Here is a 15,135-nt window from a genome sequence, read left to right on the forward strand (position 1 = left end):
CCGCTCAGAAGAAGTCGATGGAGACCTGAAGCAGGCGTTCCACCTCAGGCACATCGCTCGACATCGCAAAGATCGCCACCACGTCGCCCTCTTCGATCCGGGTGGAGCCGGTCGGGCGCACCACGTCGCCATCCTTGACGACGCCACCGATCAGAACGCCTTCCGGGAACCCGATATCCGAGATTTTCTGCCCCGCCATGGGCGAGGTTCCCAGAACCTGCGCTTCGATCACCTCGGCCTCGGCATCGCCGATCGAATAGACACCCCGAACGCGCCCGTGCCGGATATGGCGAAGGATCGACGACACGGTCGTTGCGCGCGGGTTGATATAGGCGTCGATCCCGAGGGGTTTCATCAGCGGGATCAGCGTCGGGTCGTTCAACAGACAGATCGCCGTCCGGGCCCCCATCTCCTTGGCGCGCACGGCCGCGAGCATGTTGGTCTTGTCGTCATCGGTCACGACCAAGGCGGCATCGGCACGGCCGGCCCCCGCCTCGTCGAGGATCCCTGCGTCGAGCCCGTCACCATGCAGAACGATCGTCCGGTCGAGCGCATCGGCGGCGCGTTCGGCCCGCTGACGGCTCCGCTCGATCACCTTGACGCGCGGGCGCACCGTGCGCGCCTCCAGCGCTGTTGCCACGCCAAGGCCCACGTTGCCGCCGCCGATGATGACGATCCTGTCCTGCTTTTTCTGCGCCTTGCCGAAAATCTCGAGCGTGCGGCCCATGTCGCGTGTGTCGGTGAACACATAGACATCGTCGCCCATGAAGATCTGATCCCCGGCCATCGGCGCGAAAAGCGATCCGTCCCGCCGGATGCCCACCACGATGGCGCGCAGGGTGGAAAACAGGTCGGTGAGCTGGCGTAGCGGAGTGTCGACAATCGGACAGGCTTCGTCGATCCGGATGCCCATCAGCTGGGCCTTGCCGCCGAAGAAGCTTTCGATATCGAATGTGGTTGGGGCGGAGAGCCGCTGCAACGCAGCCTCGGCCACCTCCTTTTCCGGAGAGATGACCACGTCGATCGGCATGTGATCGCGGCGATAGAGATCGGAATAGATGGCATCGAGATAGCTTTGCGCCCGAAGCCGCGCGATCTTGCGGCGGATCGCGAAGACCGAATGGGCCACCTGACAGGTGACCATGTTGACCTCGTCGGAATGGGTCGCCGCGATGATCATCTCGGCATCGCGCGCGCCGGCGCGATCGAGCACATCGGGATAGCTCGCAAAGCCTGTGATACCCTGCACGTCCAGCGTATCGGTGGCGCGGCGCACGAGGTCGGGATTGTTGTCCACGACCGTCACGTCGTTGCGCTCGCCGGACAGGTGGCGGGCAATCTGCCAACCGACCTGACCTGCGCCGCAGATGATGACCTTCATCGGAAGGCACTCCTGTCAGTCACAAGCCCGCCCGTCCTGCCAGATGCGCAGCCCGTGGTCAATCTGGCCGGCGGCACGTGTCAGCTTTCGGCCGACACGGCGTCGTCCTGAACATGGGCGACACGCCCCCCGCCCTTGGACGAAGTCACGACCCCCAGCGACTTGAGCTTGCGGTGCAGCGCCGAGCGCTCCATGCCGACGAAACTCGCCGTGCGGCTGATGTTGCCGCCAAAGCGATTGATCTGGGTCAGCAGGTATTCGCGTTCGAACAATTCCCGCGCCTCGCGCAGCGGCAAGGTCGCGAGCCCGCCCGACAGAACCACCCGGCCCTCCTCTGCGCCCGTCTCTTCGAGGCTGGGAAGTTCCTTCGCGCTGATCGGGCCGGATCCGTCGCCGAGGATCAGAACCCGTTCGATCACGTTCTTCAGCTGGCGCACATTGCCGGGCCAGACCATCGTCTGAAGAAGCGCGCGGGCATCGTCGGCCAGCGGCCGCAGGGGCAAGCCTTGGGTCTTGTTCAGTTCGGCGATGAAATGCTCGGCCAGAAGCGGGATGTCTTCGCGGCGCTCCTCGAGGCTCGGCACAGCGATCGGCACCACGTTAAGCCGGTAGAACAGCTCCTGCCGGAACCGCCCTTCCTGGATTGCCTGATCCAGATCGCGGTTCGTCGAGGAGATGACCCTCAGATCGACCTTGATCTTGTCGCTTCCGCCGACGCGCTGAAAGCTTTGATCGACCAGCACGCGCAGGATCTTGGATTGCGTGCCCAGCGGCATGTCGGTGACCTCGTCGAAATAGATCACGCCGCCGTTGGCCTGCTCTAGAAGCCCTTTCTCCAACCCTTTTTCGGGGCTTTCGCGACCAAAAAGAACCTCTTCCATCCGGTCGGGTTCGATCGTCGCCGACGAGACCGACACGAACGGCGCCGAGGCGCGGTTCGAATTGGCGTGGATATAGCGCGCGGCGATCTCCTTGCCGCAGCCGGGCGGCCCCGACAGCATCACACGGCCGTTGGATTTCGTGACCTTGTCGAGCTGGTTGCGCAGGGCGCGAAAGATCGCGCTGTCGCCCAGCATCTCGGAGGGGGGGGCATCGCCGCGTTTCAGTTCGGTGTTTTCCCGGCGCAGCCGCGAAATCTCCATCGCGCGCCGAATGACGACAAGTAACTGATCGATATTGAACGGTTTTTCGATGAAATCGTAAGCGCCCTGCTTGATCGCGGCGACCGCGATTTCGATGTTGCCATGGCCGGAAATGATGACGATCGGAATATCGGGATAGTCGCGTTTGACGACCTTGAGGATGTCGATCCCGTCCATCCGGCTGTCCTTGAGCCAGATGTCGAGGATCATAAGCGCCGGCGGCGCCTCCTCGATGGCATCCATGCATTCCTGCGAATTCGCGGCCAGACGGGTGTCGAAGCCTTCGTCCTTGAGGATATCCGAGATCAATTCGCGGATATCACGCTCGTCGTCGGTAATCAGGATGTCGCTCATACTCTCCTCACGCGGTTATTCTTGTTTGGGCCGTTCCGGCCGCCTGTGGCAGGATCGGCAGGGTAATGATCGCGGCGGCCCCGCAATGGGCGCCGGGGGTGAATGGCTCGGCATCGACGAGCGTCAGCGTCCCGCCATGCTCCTCGATGATCTTCTTGACGATGGGCAGGCCGAGGCCGGTGCCCTTGTCGCGGGTGGTGACATAGGGCTCGAACAGGCGAACCCGATCCTCTGGAAGGCCGATGCCGTTGTCCGAAATGACAATCCTCACGGCGGTTTCTGCCACGGACATCTCGACCCGAACCTCTGGTTCGAACCCGTCCGGCGCACCGGTTTCCTTCAGTGTTTCAATCGCTTCGCCCGCGTTCTTGATCAGGTTCGTGAAGGCCTGGCTGATCATCGTGCTGTCGACATCCGCGATCACGGGCATATCGGGCAATTCGGCGCGGATCGTCACATCGGGCTGGCCCGCCTCCTGCAGGGTGACGGCGCCGCGCATCAATCCTGCCAGATCGTCCTCCCGCAGATCAGGCTCGGGCATGCGGGCGAATTTCGAAAACTCATCGACGATCCGGCGCAGATCGTCGGTCTGCCGCACGATCACATCGGTCATGTTCGCAAGCTTTTCGGGTTCGCTGACTTCTGAGCCGTACTTGCGGCGAATGCGCTCGGCCGAGAGCTTGATCGGTGTCAGCGGGTTCTTGATCTCATGCGCGATGCGGCGGGCCACATCGCCCCAGGCCGCCATGCGCTGAGCCGAGACAAGATCCGTGACATCGTCAAAGGCCACAACGAACCCTTCGAGCGTATCGTCCCCCCGAAGACGCCGCGACATGCGCACAAGAAGGGTCTCCTGCTGCCCGCCCCGGATCAGGCTGACCTGTTCCTGCACGACGATCAGGTTCTGATCGACGAGACGCGTGAACAAGGGGCCGAATTCGGGGATCGCGACGGGCAAGGCGGTATCTGCGCGGTTGTTGCCCAGATCCAGAAGCCGCTGGGCCGAGCGGTTGGCAAAGGCGATCCGGCCGTCTGCATCCAGACCGACGACCCCCGACGTGACAGAGGACAACACGGAATCGAACAGCCTGCGCCGACGCTCGATCTGGTTGGTATTGTCCAGCAACTCTTCACGTTGTGCTTTAAGTCTGGTCGTCATCTGGTTGAAATACTGACCCAAAAGGCCAATCTCATCATCACCCTCATCCTCGATGACCTGCACGTCCAGATCACCCGATCCGACACGCTGCGATGCGCTGACCAGACGGCCCACGGGCCGGGCGATGCCTTCGGCGAACCACAGGCCCAGCCAGATCGCGGCAAGGATCAGGATCACTGCAAAGCCGAGGTAGAGGAGGCCGAATTCGAACAGCAGCCGCCCGCGTTCCTCTTCGAGCTGCTCGTAGAGCGCGACCGTCGCCTGTGTTTCATCTAGGAGCGACAGGATCTCTCCGTCCACTTCGCGCGTCACGTAGAGGTAGCGATCAAGGAACGCATCGAGCGGGATCAGCGCTCGGAATTCGTTGTTGGGATAATCCTCGAGGACGGCGATGCCGTCGTCTTCCGCGCGAACAAAAGCGTCTGCGGGCGGCTCTTCATAGCCGAACTCATACGACCGGACGCCGCGGGCCCGGATGGCCCCGCCGGAATCGATCACGAAAACCTCGATCAGGCCGGGTTCGATCTGGTCCTGCCAGCGCCCCAGAGCCTGACGAATCTCGCCATCCGACATGAAGAACGTCTGCGCGCGCTCGCGGTTCAGCCTCTCGGCCAGCGCCAGACCATCGCGCGAAATGTCCTGCCGGTGCTCTTCCTCATAGGCCTGCGCGGCGTCGAGAGAGGTGCCCAGAACCGTGCGGACCCGATCGGAAAACCAGCCCTCCAGCCCGATATTGATGGTCAGAACAGAAAAGACCGCGACGATCACCGTGGGGATCAGCGCCAGGAGCGCGAATGTTCCCGTCAGGCGCAGATGCAGGCCGGATCCGGCCGATTTCTCCCGCCGGGCGGTGATCATCCGCGCGACGCGCTGCGCCAAAAGCGCCGCAACCACAAGAATATAGACCAGGTCGGCCAGCAGCACGATCCGCAGCGAGGGGGCCGATCCGCCAAGATCGAGGGGGCCGAAGGCGATATAGGTCAGAAGCGCCAGAACCGGCCCGGCGATCACCACCAGAAGCGTGGCCGCATTGCGAAACTGCCGCTGACGGCGCCAACGGGTGAATGTGGATATGCGTCTGCCGGCCAAAGACCGCTGCACGAGTTACCGCCTTGTTGCTCGGGCAGATCGTGAACCGCCTGCCCTGTCCGCCTGTCCGCGGTCCTCTATCGTCGCGTAATGCGACGAATGGGCCACGGTTCTGTTGCGGTTTTACATCAATTTGCGGCGCCGTGTCACGCGAATATCCAGATCAGTGATCTTCTTTCTGAGCGTATTGCGGTTGATGCCCAGAAGATCCGCGCATTTTGCCTGGTTGCCGCCTGTGGCATCGAGGCTGATCTCGATCAGCGGCGCCTCTACCTCGCGCAGGATCCGTTGATACAATCCCGGCGGCGGCAGAACGCCGCCATGCAGGTCGAAATAGCGGCGCAGATGCTTTCCGACCGACGCAGACAGCTTTTCGCCCTCGCCTCCGCCGCGCAGCGGCTCCATCGCGGGTTGGCTGGCCAGAACCTGTTCGATCTCGGTGCGGCTGATCTCGTCTTCGGGCGAGGTGACCACAAGCCGGCGCATCACGTTTTCCAGCTGCCGGACATTGCCGGGCCAGCTATAGGCCCGCGCCAGTTCAAGCGCCGGCGGCGACAACCGCTTGAGCGTGGCGCCTTCACGTTCGGCGCGCGCAAGGAAGTGATCGGCCAGCAGTTCGATATCATCGACCCGCTCACGCAGGGCGGGCACCTTCACCGTGACCCCCGACAGCCGGTAGAACAGATCGTCGCGGAACGTCCCATTCTCCATCGCGCCCATCAGGTCGCCCTGACTGGTGGCGATGATCCGGGGGGAGCTGTCGCCGAACCCGTCGAGCATGCGCACGACGCGGGCCTGGCTGTCGGCATCCAGATCGCCCACCTCGTCGATCAGGATCGAGCCGCCCTTTGCGCGTGCCACCACCGTCGACGGCCCCTCCACGCCGGCCAGATCGCCGGCCGAGACGGTCAGGAACGGCAGGTTTCGCCGGTCCGAAAAATCGTGGATCGCGCGGGCGATCAGGGATTTTCCCGTCCCGCTTTCGCCCGTCACCAGAACGGGAAGCGGCGTGTTCATCACCCGCGCCACAAGGCGATAAAGCGCCTGCATCGCCGGCGTCCGACCCACGAGAGGCAGGTCGTTCCCGCCCTCTTCGGTGGCGGTGGCACGCGGCTGGGGAGCCCGCCTCTTGACCTCGAGCGCACGCGCCGCGCGCTTCATCAGGTCAGGCAGGTCGAAGGGTTTGGGCAGGTAATCATAGGCCTCGGCTTCGGCGGCCTGGATCGCGGTCATGATCGTGTTCTGCGCCGAGATCACGATGACGGGCAGGCCCGGCCGCGCCTCCGATATCTTGGGCAGCTGGTCCAGCCCGTTGCCATCGGGCATGACCACGTCGGAAATCACGAGGTCGCCCTTTCCTTCGTCAACCCAGCGCATGAGTGTAACCAGCGACGATGTGGCGTGAACCTTGCAGCCCGCCCGCGTCAGCGCCTGTGTCAGGACCGTGCGAATGGTCCTGTCGTCGTCCGCCACAAGAACGGTTCCGTCCATGATATTACTCCGTCGTGCTATTGTCCGGCTGCACGTCTGGCGCGACCGGAAGTGATATTCTGAAAACAGTACGGCCGGGGACACTTTCGACTGAAATCCAGCCACCCATCTGACCTATAAGCTTGGAAACAAGGGCCAGGCCGAGGCCTGTGCCGTTCTCACGACTCGAGACAAAGGGCTCGAATATATCGCCCGCGATTTCAGGCGGCAGGCCCGGGCCATCGTCGATCACCTCGATCTGAAGCGGCAGACGCGCCTGCGATCCGTCGTCCCGGCGCACCCGAAGAGAGGCATCGTAGAAAGTATGCAGCCGGATCGTGCCGCCTTCCTCGCCGGCCTCCGACGCGTTCTTGATCAGGTTCAGAAGCACCTGCAGTAGTTGGTCGGCATCGGCATGGGTGCGCGGCAACGACGGATCGTAATCCTCGACCATCTTCATATGCGCGCCGAACCCCAGCGCCGCGGACTGACGCGCGCGGTCGAGGATGTCGTGGATGTTGATCGCGTCGAGTTGTGGCGGCTGAAGATTGCCGAACTCCTCCACCTGTTCGAGGAGCTTCACGATCCGGCGGCTTTCCTCGACGATAAGGTCGGTCAGTTCCCGGTCCCCATTATCGAGGTTCATCGACAGCAGCTGCGCGGCCCCGGTGATGCCCGCCAGCGGGTTCTTGATCTCGTGGGCCAGCATCTCGGCCATCCCGATGACCGACCTCGCGGCGCGCGCCGAGGAGGCGTATTGATGGATGCGCGACGCGATCTCGCGAGGCGAGATGATCATCAGCATGATCTGGTCCTGCCCCTGAAGCGGCGCGAACTGGACGTTGCATTGCATCGGCGCACGTTCGCCCGACCCGACGTCCACGTCGTTCACGAACAGCGGGGCCGATTTCTCGCGGGCGCGGGCAAAGGCGCTTTCAAGATCGGCGTCGATCATAACCTTTTCCCACAGGTTCGACCCGATCAACGCCTTGGACGACAGGTTGAGAAAGCTTTCCGCGGCGGGGTTCGTCTCGAGGATCAGATCCTCCGGGCCCAGCAGCAGGGCGGGAACGGGCAGTGAATTCCAAAGATGGGATTCGACGATCATGCAGCTACTCTTTCCCCATGAGCCAGTGCATCTGGCAGCAATTCGAAGACCTGCGCGGGCGTGCCGGCCGTCAGGATCACGCGCCTGAGCGCGGCGGGCGCGCCGGCCTCGTCCATGTACCAGCCCAGGTGCTTGCGCGCGACGCGCAGGCCAAGATCGGTGCCATAGAAGGCAAGGATCGCCTCGTAGTGGCCCGCGACCATCGCAACGAAATCGGCGCCTGTCGGGATGTCGGGCATCTTGCCACCGAAAAGGCGCGCGCCGATCAGCGCGGGCTGCCAGGGGCGGCCCTGAGCGCCACGACCGATCATCACTCCCGCCGCGCCCGACAGGCGCAGTGCCTCGGATGCGCTGGCGGTATCGACGATGTCGCCGTTGGCGATCACCGGGATCGTCACCGCGTCGCGAATCGCGCGGATCGCGGCCCAGTCTGCCCGGCCCTTGTAGAATTGCTGCCGCGTCCGGCCGTGGATCGTGACCATGCGGATGCCCGCCTCCTCGGCGCGTGCCGCGACCGTGGCCGCGTTCAGGCAATCGTGGTCCCAGCCCAACCGGGTCTTGAGCGTGACGGGCACATCGACCGCGGCCACCACGGCCTCGATCAGGCGCAGCGCGTGGTCGGGTTCGCGCAGAAGAGCCGATCCGGAATACCCGTTCGTCACCTTCTTGGCGGGGCATCCCATGTTGATATCGATAAGCGCCGCGCCGTTGGCCTCGACCATGCGGGCGGCCTCGGCCATCCAGTAGGCGTCGCGGCCCGCGATCTGAACGGCGGTCCCGGCCTGACCAAAGCCCAGCTCCGCCTTTTCGCGAAAACCGGGCTTGGCCTGCACCATTTCCTGGCTGGCGATCATCTCGGAGACGACCCAGCCCGCCCCGAATTTGCGGACAAGCTGGCGAAACGGCAGATCGGTAATTCCCGCCATCGGCGCGAGTGCAACCGGAGGAGACAGCTCGACGCTGTCCAGCCTGATCGGTTGGATGTTGTTCACGATCTGACCTGCCTTCTTATTGCGCACATGCCAGACAGTTAGCGCCTGAATGACCCTCTCACAACGTTCAGGGTCTATTTTCGTCGTCAAATTCATCGCCCGCCTAAATTTCAGGCATGACGAACCCGAGGCGGGAAGGAATTGCACCCGCCCCGGGCACAGCATAGGACAGAGGGCGCAAGACATGGGTCCGAAACATGACAACAGCCGCCGTTATCGTGGCCGCCGGACGGGGACACCGCGCCGGGGGCGATCTGCCAAAACAATGGCAGAGCCTCGCGGGCCGTCCCGTCCTTTCGCATACGCTTGATGCGATGCGCGCGGTTCCGGGGATCGGTGCGATCGCGCTGGTGATTCACCCTGATGATCGTGTGCTGGCGCAGGCACTGGACCTGTCGGGGGTAACGATTGTCGACGGGGGTGCCACGCGGGACGCCTCGGTCCGGGCCGGGCTGGAGGCGCTTGCGACCACGCCGCCCGACAAGGTGCTGATCCACGACGCGGCACGGCCGGTCTTGAGGCCCGAACTGGCGCAGCGGGTCATCGATGAGCTGGACCTGAGCGATGGGGCCGCCCCCGCGCTTGCCGTGACGGATGCACTCTGGCGCGGCGCCGACGGGCGGGTTGCCGGAACGCAGGACCGGACAGAGCTCTATCGCGCGCAGACGCCCCAGGGCTTTCGCTTCGCCGCGATCCTTGCCGCCCATCGCGCCCATCAGGGCAGTGCCGCCGATGACGTCGAGGTGGCGCGCCGGGCCGGGCTTGCCGTATCAATTGTCGAGGGGGATGAAGACCTTCTCAAGATCACCATGCCCGGCGATTTCGCCCGGGCCGAACGAGTGCTGGAGGGCGCGATGGATATACGCACGGGCAACGGTTATGACGTGCACCGCTTCGGTGACGGCGACCACGTCGTCCTGTGTGGCGTGAAGGTTCCGTTCGATCGCGGTCTCGAGGGCCATTCGGATGCGGATGTCGGGATGCATGCGGTCACCGACGCGATCTACGGCGCACTGGCCGAGGGCGATATCGGCCAGCACTTCCCGCCCTCCGATCCGCAATGGAAAGGCGCGGCCAGTCACATCTTTCTCGAACATGCCTGCGCTCTGGCGCGAGAGCGCGGCTACCGGATCACCCATGCCGATTGCACGCTGGTTTGCGAGTACCCGAAGATCGGGCCACATGCCGTTGAGATGAAACATGAAATGGCGCGGATCATGGGGCTTGAAACGGACCAGATCAGCGTCAAGGCCACCACCTCCGAACGGCTCGGTTTCACCGGCCGGGGCGAAGGGATCGCGGCGCTCGCCACCGCGACCTTGGTGCGGCCATGATGCGCGCGATCGCGACGTTCGGTTATGTCGGGCTGATGCGGCCCGCGCCCGGCACCTGGGGTTCGCTCGCCGCGCTGCCGGTGGCCTGGGTTATCCTGACCCTTGGCGGCTGGATCGCGCTTGTCGTGGCCACGACGGCTGTCTTTTTCGTGGGCCTCGAGGCTGCGCGGGCCGAGGCCGAGGCCAGCGGCGATCACGACCCGTCTCACGTTGTCATCGACGAGGTCGTGGGTCAGTGGATCGCGCTTCTGCCCGTGGGCATCGGTGCGGCCATGACGGGGTCTGCGCTGCTCGCGCTCTGGCCCGGCTGGATCGCGGCTTTCGTGCTGTTTCGTATCTTCGACATCCTCAAGCCCGGCCCCGTTGGCAAGGCCGACAGGCGCGGTGACGCGATGGGTCTGATGATGGATGATGTCTGGGCCGGCGCCATCGCCGCGGTGGGCGTGGTCCTTCTGGCGGCACTTGCGCATGCCGGGATGCGCCTGCTGTGACCGGGGCGGCGGAACTTCTGGATCTGGCCCGCGGCAAGGGCGCGATCATCGCCACCGCCGAAAGCTGCAGCGGCGGTATGATCATCGCCGCCCTGACCGACATTGCCGGGTCGTCCGACGTGGTCGATCGCGGTTTCATCACATATTCCAACGCCGCCAAGATCGAGATGCTGGGCGTCACTTCCGCGACGCTCGAGGCCCATGGCGCGGTGTCGGAACAGGTGGCCCGCGAAATGGCGGCAGGCGCATTGGCGCGATCGGGCGCGACTCTCGCCGCCTCGGTGACGGGGATCGCGGGCCCGGGCGGGTCGGAGCACAAGCCCGAGGGGCGGGTCTGTTTCGGCCTCGCCACGGCACGCGGCGTTGCGACGGAAACCATCGAGTTCGGCGCCATCGGCCGCGGGCGGGTGCGCGAGGCGACGGTCGCCCATGCGATCGCGATGATGCGGCAGGCACTCGAACAGGATCTGCCCTGATCCACATCATTAGGCGAAATTCTCGCTTAATTCCTGTGCATTTTTGAAACCGGCTATGGATTGATCACCTTTCCGGCCGTCTGCCACTTCCTTGGGCGTTTGATTTCCGGCTTCTGCGCCGAAACATCCAAATGGGAAGGGGAAAACACATGAACGGAGCGGATACCGCCTGGATCATCGTGGCGACGGCACTCGTGCTATTCATGACATTGCCGGGTCTGGCGCTGTTCTACGGGGGGCTCGTTCGGGCCCGCAACGTGCTCAGCGTGTTCATGCATTGCTATGCCATTGCCTGCCTCATGAGTCTGTTGTGGTTCGCGGTGGGCTATTCGATCGCCTTCGGCCCCGGCGGGTCGGGCTATTGGGGCGGACTGAGCCTCGCGTTCCTGTCGGGTGTGACGGCGGACAGTGTATCAGGCACCCTGCCCGAGGTTCTGTTCTTTGCCTTCCAGATGACCTTTGCGATCATCACGCCGGCCCTGATCGTCGGCTCCTATGTCGAGCGGATCGGCTTTGGCTTTGTGCTCGCCTTTTCGGCGCTCTGGATGCTGCTGTGCTATGCGCCGGTGGTCCATTGGGTCTGGGGCGGCGGGTTCCTGGCCGACGGGGGCCTCTTCGGCGAAACGGGTGTGAGGGATTTCGCAGGCGGCATCGTGGTGCACGAGACGGCGGGTATCGCCGCGCTGATCCTCGCGGTTTTCCTCGGGCCGCGGAAAAACCAGACGACGCCGCCGCATAACCCGGGTCTCGTGATGATCGGCGCCGCGATGCTTTGGGTCGGCTGGTTCGGCTTCAACGGCGGATCACAGCTGGCCGCCGATGGCGGCGCCGCGATGGCGATCACAGTCACCCATATCTCGGCGGCCGCCGCCTCGCTCAGCTGGGCCCTGTGGGAGCGGATCAAGTTCGGCCGTGCCTCGCTGGTCGGTATGGTCACGGGCACGATCGCGGGGCTGGCCTCGATCACTCCGGCCTCGGGTTTCGTGGGCCCGGTCGAGGCGCTGGTCATCGGCGGCATCGCGGGCATCCTGTGTCAGGAGGCGGTGAACCTGATCCGCAACGCGCTCAGGATCGATGACACGCTCGATGTCTTTGCGGTGCATGGCGTGGGCGGCATCTTCGGCACGATCATGATCGCGGTCTTTGGTGCGGGCTCATGGGCGGCTCAACTGGGCGCGCTGGCCATCGTGGGGGTCTGGACAACCGTCGTGACGGTGGTGCTGATCGTCGTTCTTCGGACGATCACGGCCCTGCGGGTCGACGAGGAAACCGAGAGTGGCGGGCTCGATCTGTCGGTCCACGGCGAACGCGCCTATGAGCTGACGTCCTGAGCGAGCAACCGGGTGAGGGGCTCAAGCGCCTCACCCTCGACCGCAAGGCGCAGCGCATCGGCCCGGGCCGCTCCGATCAGGGCCCGGGTCTTTCTGTCGATCCGCTCGGCTCGCGCGGGATAGGGCAGCGTGGCGTCCAGATCGTGGCACAGCTCGATCCTGTCGCCCGCGCCGGTGGCGATCGTTACGCGGGCCTGCATCTCGGTCAGCGTGTCGTCCGATACGACCGAAACCCTGTCGCGCAGCGCGCAAAGCGCGGGGTCGCGGGCGGCCTCATCTGTGAAGCTTGAGATGGCGGCGGTATCTATTCCGCTCAGCGCCATGGCGGCGGTCAGACGATAGCTGAACTTTGCCTCGAGCCCGGTCCGTGGCTCGGCGATGTCACAGACGCGGCGCCAGCGCGGATGGGTCGCCACCAAAATCGACGTGATATCCTCATCCAGTGCGTCCATGCCCGCCAGCGCCTCGAGCATGGCATGCAGCCCGTGACAACAGGCATGGAATTTGTGGCTGATTCCGATCAGGGCCCAGTCGTCGCCCAATCCATCGAATGCAGTCGCGTCGGCCGCGCCGTGATGTGTCGGCCCGAAGCCCTGACCGTCTGACAGCCCCCGTGCCGCCGATGTCATGCCGGCGCGGGCCAGAAGTGCAGCCTCCACCCCGGTTTCGGCTGCAAGGCCGGCGTTATAGGGCTTTGCCATTGTGCCGAATTGCGACTTCAGCCCCGAGGCCCGGGTCGCGGCAAGGCCAAGCGCCATCCGGGTCGCCTGCGGCTCAAGCGAGAGGAGCCGCGCGGCGGCCAGCGTGGCCCCGAACGCCCCCGCGGTCGCGGTCTGGTGAAAGCCCGTCTCATAATGCGCCCGGCCAAGCCAGATCCCGACCCTGATCGACGCCTCGGCCCCGATCGCTGCCGCCTCGACCAGCGCGTCGAGCGATGCGCCCGTCTGTTCCGCCTGAGCGAGGGCCGCCGGGATCACCGCAACCGACGGATGACCGATATGGGCGAAATGCGTGTCGTCGTAATCCAGCGCATGAGATGTCGTCCCATTGCAGAGCGCCGCGTGGCCCGCACGCGCTGTCCCGCCGCCGATCAGCGTTGCGGGGCCGGTGCTGCCCTCCAGATGCGCGCGCAGGATACGGGCGACAGGCTCCCCTGCCCCGGCGATGCCGCAAGCGGCCCAATCGCGCAGGCAAAGCCTAAGGATATCGCGGGCCTCGGCCGACGGGCGCGCCTCGTGCGCAAAGCGCGCAAGCGTCGCTTCAATGCTCATTTGATCGGATCATAGATGTCGTGTGCCCTTTTTTCGAAGGCCCGCACGATCCGCTGCATCGCCTCGTAAAAGAACATGCCTGCGGCACCCTGCAGGATACGGTTCCGAAACTCGAAATCGACGTCGAACTGCACTTCGCACCCCTGATCGGCCGGGCGGAACGTCCATGTGCTGTCGAGATACCGGAACGGGCCGTCGATATAGGAGGTGTCGATCTTCATGTCCCCGGGCCAGAGCGTGACCCGGCTGCCGAACCGTTCGCGGAAGACTTTGAACGACACGACGAGATCGGCCAGCATCACCGAGTGATCGCCCGCCTCGTCGACCGACCGGATCCGGGCCGCCGCCGTCCATGGCAGGAATTCCGGATACCGGGCCACATCGGCCACCAGATCGTACATCTGCTGGGGCGTGAAAGGCAGGGTCCGGGTTTCGGAATGTGCGGTCATTCATCGGGTCCGTCTTGTCGTGTGCCCGCTCCATGTCAGACAGGGGCGGACGAATTCAAGGGGGATGCGGCGGCTTGCCCCGGCGCTGTCGCTCTTGGGAGTCACTGCTGCATCGCGCTGAAAGCCTCGACGATTGCCGGCACCTCGGCCAGCGCGGCGGCATAGAGGTCTTGGGGATAGCTCTCTGCCTGCGTCTTGCAGATGGCGAACCAGTCGTTGCGGCGTAGCAGATCGGCCCCGGCAAGGCATTCGGCCAGTCCGATGACCCGGCCGTTTTCGAATTGATCGGGCCAGTTCATGACCACCCGGCCGCGCGCATGAAGCGCCTCCGCACGCCCCGCTTCGATCGCGAAGGTGTAATATTCATGCGCCTGACGGTAGTCGGGCGGCCCGCCTTCGCCCTGCGCGAACATCCCGGCCACCTGCATCTGTGCCGAGGTCGAGCCCAGAAGCGCCGCGATCTCATAGAGCCGCCGGGCGGCGGTCGGGTCCTGAGGGCCGGCCTGCCCGGTGCGCCGCAGGAAGGCCATGATCTCGATCGATGCGGGATCGCCAAGATCGAGGCCGCGCAGCGCCAGCGTCAGCGCCCGGTCGCGGTCGGCCTGTGACCGGGCGGTTTCAAGCAGATAGCCCGCGTAGGCGCCAAATGCCGCGCTGTAATCGAGCGCCGTGGCGCGGTCGAACATCTCGATGGCGCGCGCCCTGTCGGGGGCGATGCCGGGGCCGCCGCGTGCAAAGATCAGACCAAGGTTGAAGAGCGCGGGCGGATATCCCTGATCTGCCGAGGCCGTATAGAGACGGAGCGCCTCCGCCCCGCTTTGCGCGACCCCGAGCCCGTGCTCATACGCGGCGCCCAGCAGGTTTTGCGCCCGAGGATGGCCTGCCTCCGCCGATGGGCGCAGAAGGGAAATCGCCTCGGCATGCGCGCCCCCGATCAGCAGATCGCGCGCCCGGGTCATCTCGTCGTGATCCTGCGCCGCCGCAGGCAGGGCCAGCAACACTGCAGCAATCAAAGCGAAGATCTTGCACGTCATTGCAAACTCCCTATCAATGCGCCCGAAGCTATCGCAGAAACGGCCGCGATTGAA

At 64.7% G+C, this 15,135-nt stretch carries 13 protein-coding genes; 4 read left to right on the top strand and 9 right to left on the bottom strand.

The window, feature by feature from the left end:
• Positions 1 to 4: 4 nt before the first annotated feature.
• From trkA to dusB, 6 genes are all read right to left on the bottom strand, one after another.
• Positions 5 to 1,381 (bottom strand): Trk system potassium transporter TrkA, encoded by a 1,377-nt coding sequence (trkA, locus tag EP376_RS05035; RefSeq protein WP_127654424.1) that lies wholly within the window; start codon positions 1,379 to 1,381, stop codon positions 5 to 7.
• An 80-nt stretch (positions 1,382 to 1,461) separates the two neighbouring features.
• A complete protein-coding gene (gene ntrX / locus EP376_RS05040) occupies positions 1,462 to 2,877 on the bottom strand; it encodes a nitrogen assimilation response regulator NtrX (RefSeq protein ID WP_127654425.1) in 1,416 nt (471 codons plus the stop codon).
• 7 nt (positions 2,878 to 2,884) lie between these two features.
• Positions 2,885 to 5,137 (bottom strand): sensor histidine kinase NtrY-like, encoded by a 2,253-nt coding sequence (locus tag EP376_RS05045; protein ID WP_127654426.1) that lies wholly within the window; start codon positions 5,135 to 5,137, stop codon positions 2,885 to 2,887.
• A 111-nt stretch (positions 5,138 to 5,248) separates the two neighbouring features.
• Complete coding sequence (locus EP376_RS05050; protein WP_164744864.1) at positions 5,249 to 6,616, bottom strand: response regulator; 1,368 nt, start codon at positions 6,614 to 6,616, stop codon at positions 5,249 to 5,251.
• Between the two features lie 4 nt (positions 6,617 to 6,620).
• Positions 6,621 to 7,703, bottom strand: a complete 1,083-nt coding sequence (locus tag EP376_RS05055) for a two-component system sensor histidine kinase NtrB (protein ID WP_127654427.1) — start codon at positions 7,701 to 7,703, stop codon at positions 6,621 to 6,623.
• Positions 7,700 to 8,695, bottom strand: coding sequence for a tRNA dihydrouridine synthase DusB (gene dusB / locus EP376_RS05060; RefSeq protein WP_276317299.1), 996 nt, complete (start codon positions 8,693 to 8,695; stop codon positions 7,700 to 7,702). Before dusB ends, EP376_RS05055 begins: the two co-directional genes overlap by 4 nt.
• Positions 8,696 to 8,892: 197 nt before the next feature.
• On the opposite strand from dusB, the gene EP376_RS05065 reads away from it, so the two are divergent.
• The 4 genes from EP376_RS05065 (at position 8,893) to EP376_RS05080 (ending at position 12,327) form a co-directional block, all read left to right on the top strand.
• Complete coding sequence (locus EP376_RS05065; protein WP_127654429.1) at positions 8,893 to 10,029, top strand: bifunctional 2-C-methyl-D-erythritol 4-phosphate cytidylyltransferase/2-C-methyl-D-erythritol 2,4-cyclodiphosphate synthase; 1,137 nt, start codon at positions 8,893 to 8,895, stop codon at positions 10,027 to 10,029.
• Positions 10,026 to 10,520 (top strand): phosphatidylglycerophosphatase A family protein, encoded by a 495-nt coding sequence (locus EP376_RS05070; protein WP_127654430.1) that lies wholly within the window; start codon positions 10,026 to 10,028, stop codon positions 10,518 to 10,520. The genes EP376_RS05065 and EP376_RS05070 overlap by 4 nt, the downstream gene beginning before the upstream one ends.
• Positions 10,517 to 10,996 carry a CinA family protein gene (locus EP376_RS05075; RefSeq protein WP_127654431.1) on the top strand — a complete coding sequence of 160 codons (480 nt, stop codon included), beginning with the start codon at positions 10,517 to 10,519 and terminating at the stop codon, positions 10,994 to 10,996. The genes EP376_RS05070 and EP376_RS05075 overlap by 4 nt, the downstream gene beginning before the upstream one ends.
• A 149-nt stretch (positions 10,997 to 11,145) precedes the next feature.
• Complete coding sequence (locus EP376_RS05080) at positions 11,146 to 12,327, top strand: ammonium transporter (RefSeq protein ID WP_127654432.1); 1,182 nt, start codon at positions 11,146 to 11,148, stop codon at positions 12,325 to 12,327.
• Here the strand turns inward: EP376_RS05080 and EP376_RS05085 are convergent.
• From EP376_RS05085 to EP376_RS05095, 3 genes are all read right to left on the bottom strand, one after another.
• The gene (locus tag EP376_RS05085; protein ID WP_127654433.1) at positions 12,309 to 13,598 is read right to left on the bottom strand and encodes an MmgE/PrpD family protein; all 1,290 of its coding nucleotides are present in this window, start codon (positions 13,596 to 13,598) and stop codon (positions 12,309 to 12,311) included. The two genes, EP376_RS05080 and EP376_RS05085, sit on opposite strands and share 19 nt — an antisense overlap.
• Positions 13,595 to 14,047 carry a type II toxin-antitoxin system RatA family toxin gene (locus EP376_RS05090; protein WP_127654434.1) on the bottom strand — a complete coding sequence of 151 codons (453 nt, stop codon included), beginning with the start codon at positions 14,045 to 14,047 and terminating at the stop codon, positions 13,595 to 13,597. Before EP376_RS05090 ends, EP376_RS05085 begins: the two co-directional genes overlap by 4 nt.
• Before the next feature lie 101 nt (positions 14,048 to 14,148).
• Positions 14,149 to 15,081, bottom strand: a complete 933-nt coding sequence (locus tag EP376_RS05095) for a tetratricopeptide repeat protein (RefSeq protein WP_127654435.1) — start codon at positions 15,079 to 15,081, stop codon at positions 14,149 to 14,151.
• Positions 15,082 to 15,135: the final 54 nt, after the last annotated feature.

It is taken from the genome of Alexandriicola marinus (assembly GCF_004000435.1).
Taxonomy (GTDB): domain Bacteria; phylum Pseudomonadota; class Alphaproteobacteria; order Rhodobacterales; family Rhodobacteraceae; genus Alexandriicola; species Alexandriicola marinus.

Excerpts from the sequence above, each read along its gene's own strand:
- trkA (WP_127654424.1), bottom strand. The coding sequence starts at position 1,381 with ATGAAGGTCATCATCTGCGGCGCAGGTCAGGTCGGTTGGCAGATTGCC.
- ntrX (WP_127654425.1), bottom strand. The coding sequence starts at position 2,877 with ATGAGCGACATCCTGATTACCGACGACGAGCGTGATATCCGCGAATTG.
- EP376_RS05050 (WP_164744864.1), bottom strand. The coding sequence starts at position 6,616 with ATGGACGGAACCGTTCTTGTGGCGGACGACGACAGGACCATTCGCACG.
- EP376_RS05055 (WP_127654427.1), bottom strand. The coding sequence starts at position 7,703 with ATGATCGTCGAATCCCATCTTTGGAATTCACTGCCCGTTCCCGCCCTG.
- EP376_RS05065 (WP_127654429.1), top strand. The coding sequence starts at position 8,893 with ATGACAACAGCCGCCGTTATCGTGGCCGCCGGACGGGGACACCGCGCC.
- EP376_RS05070 (WP_127654430.1), top strand. The coding sequence starts at position 10,026 with ATGATGCGCGCGATCGCGACGTTCGGTTATGTCGGGCTGATGCGGCCC.
- EP376_RS05080 (WP_127654432.1), top strand. The coding sequence starts at position 11,146 with ATGAACGGAGCGGATACCGCCTGGATCATCGTGGCGACGGCACTCGTG.
- EP376_RS05085 (WP_127654433.1), bottom strand. The coding sequence starts at position 13,598 with ATGAGCATTGAAGCGACGCTTGCGCGCTTTGCGCACGAGGCGCGCCCG.
- EP376_RS05090 (WP_127654434.1), bottom strand. The coding sequence starts at position 14,047 with ATGACCGCACATTCCGAAACCCGGACCCTGCCTTTCACGCCCCAGCAG.
- EP376_RS05095 (WP_127654435.1), bottom strand. The coding sequence starts at position 15,081 with ATGACGTGCAAGATCTTCGCTTTGATTGCTGCAGTGTTGCTGGCCCTG.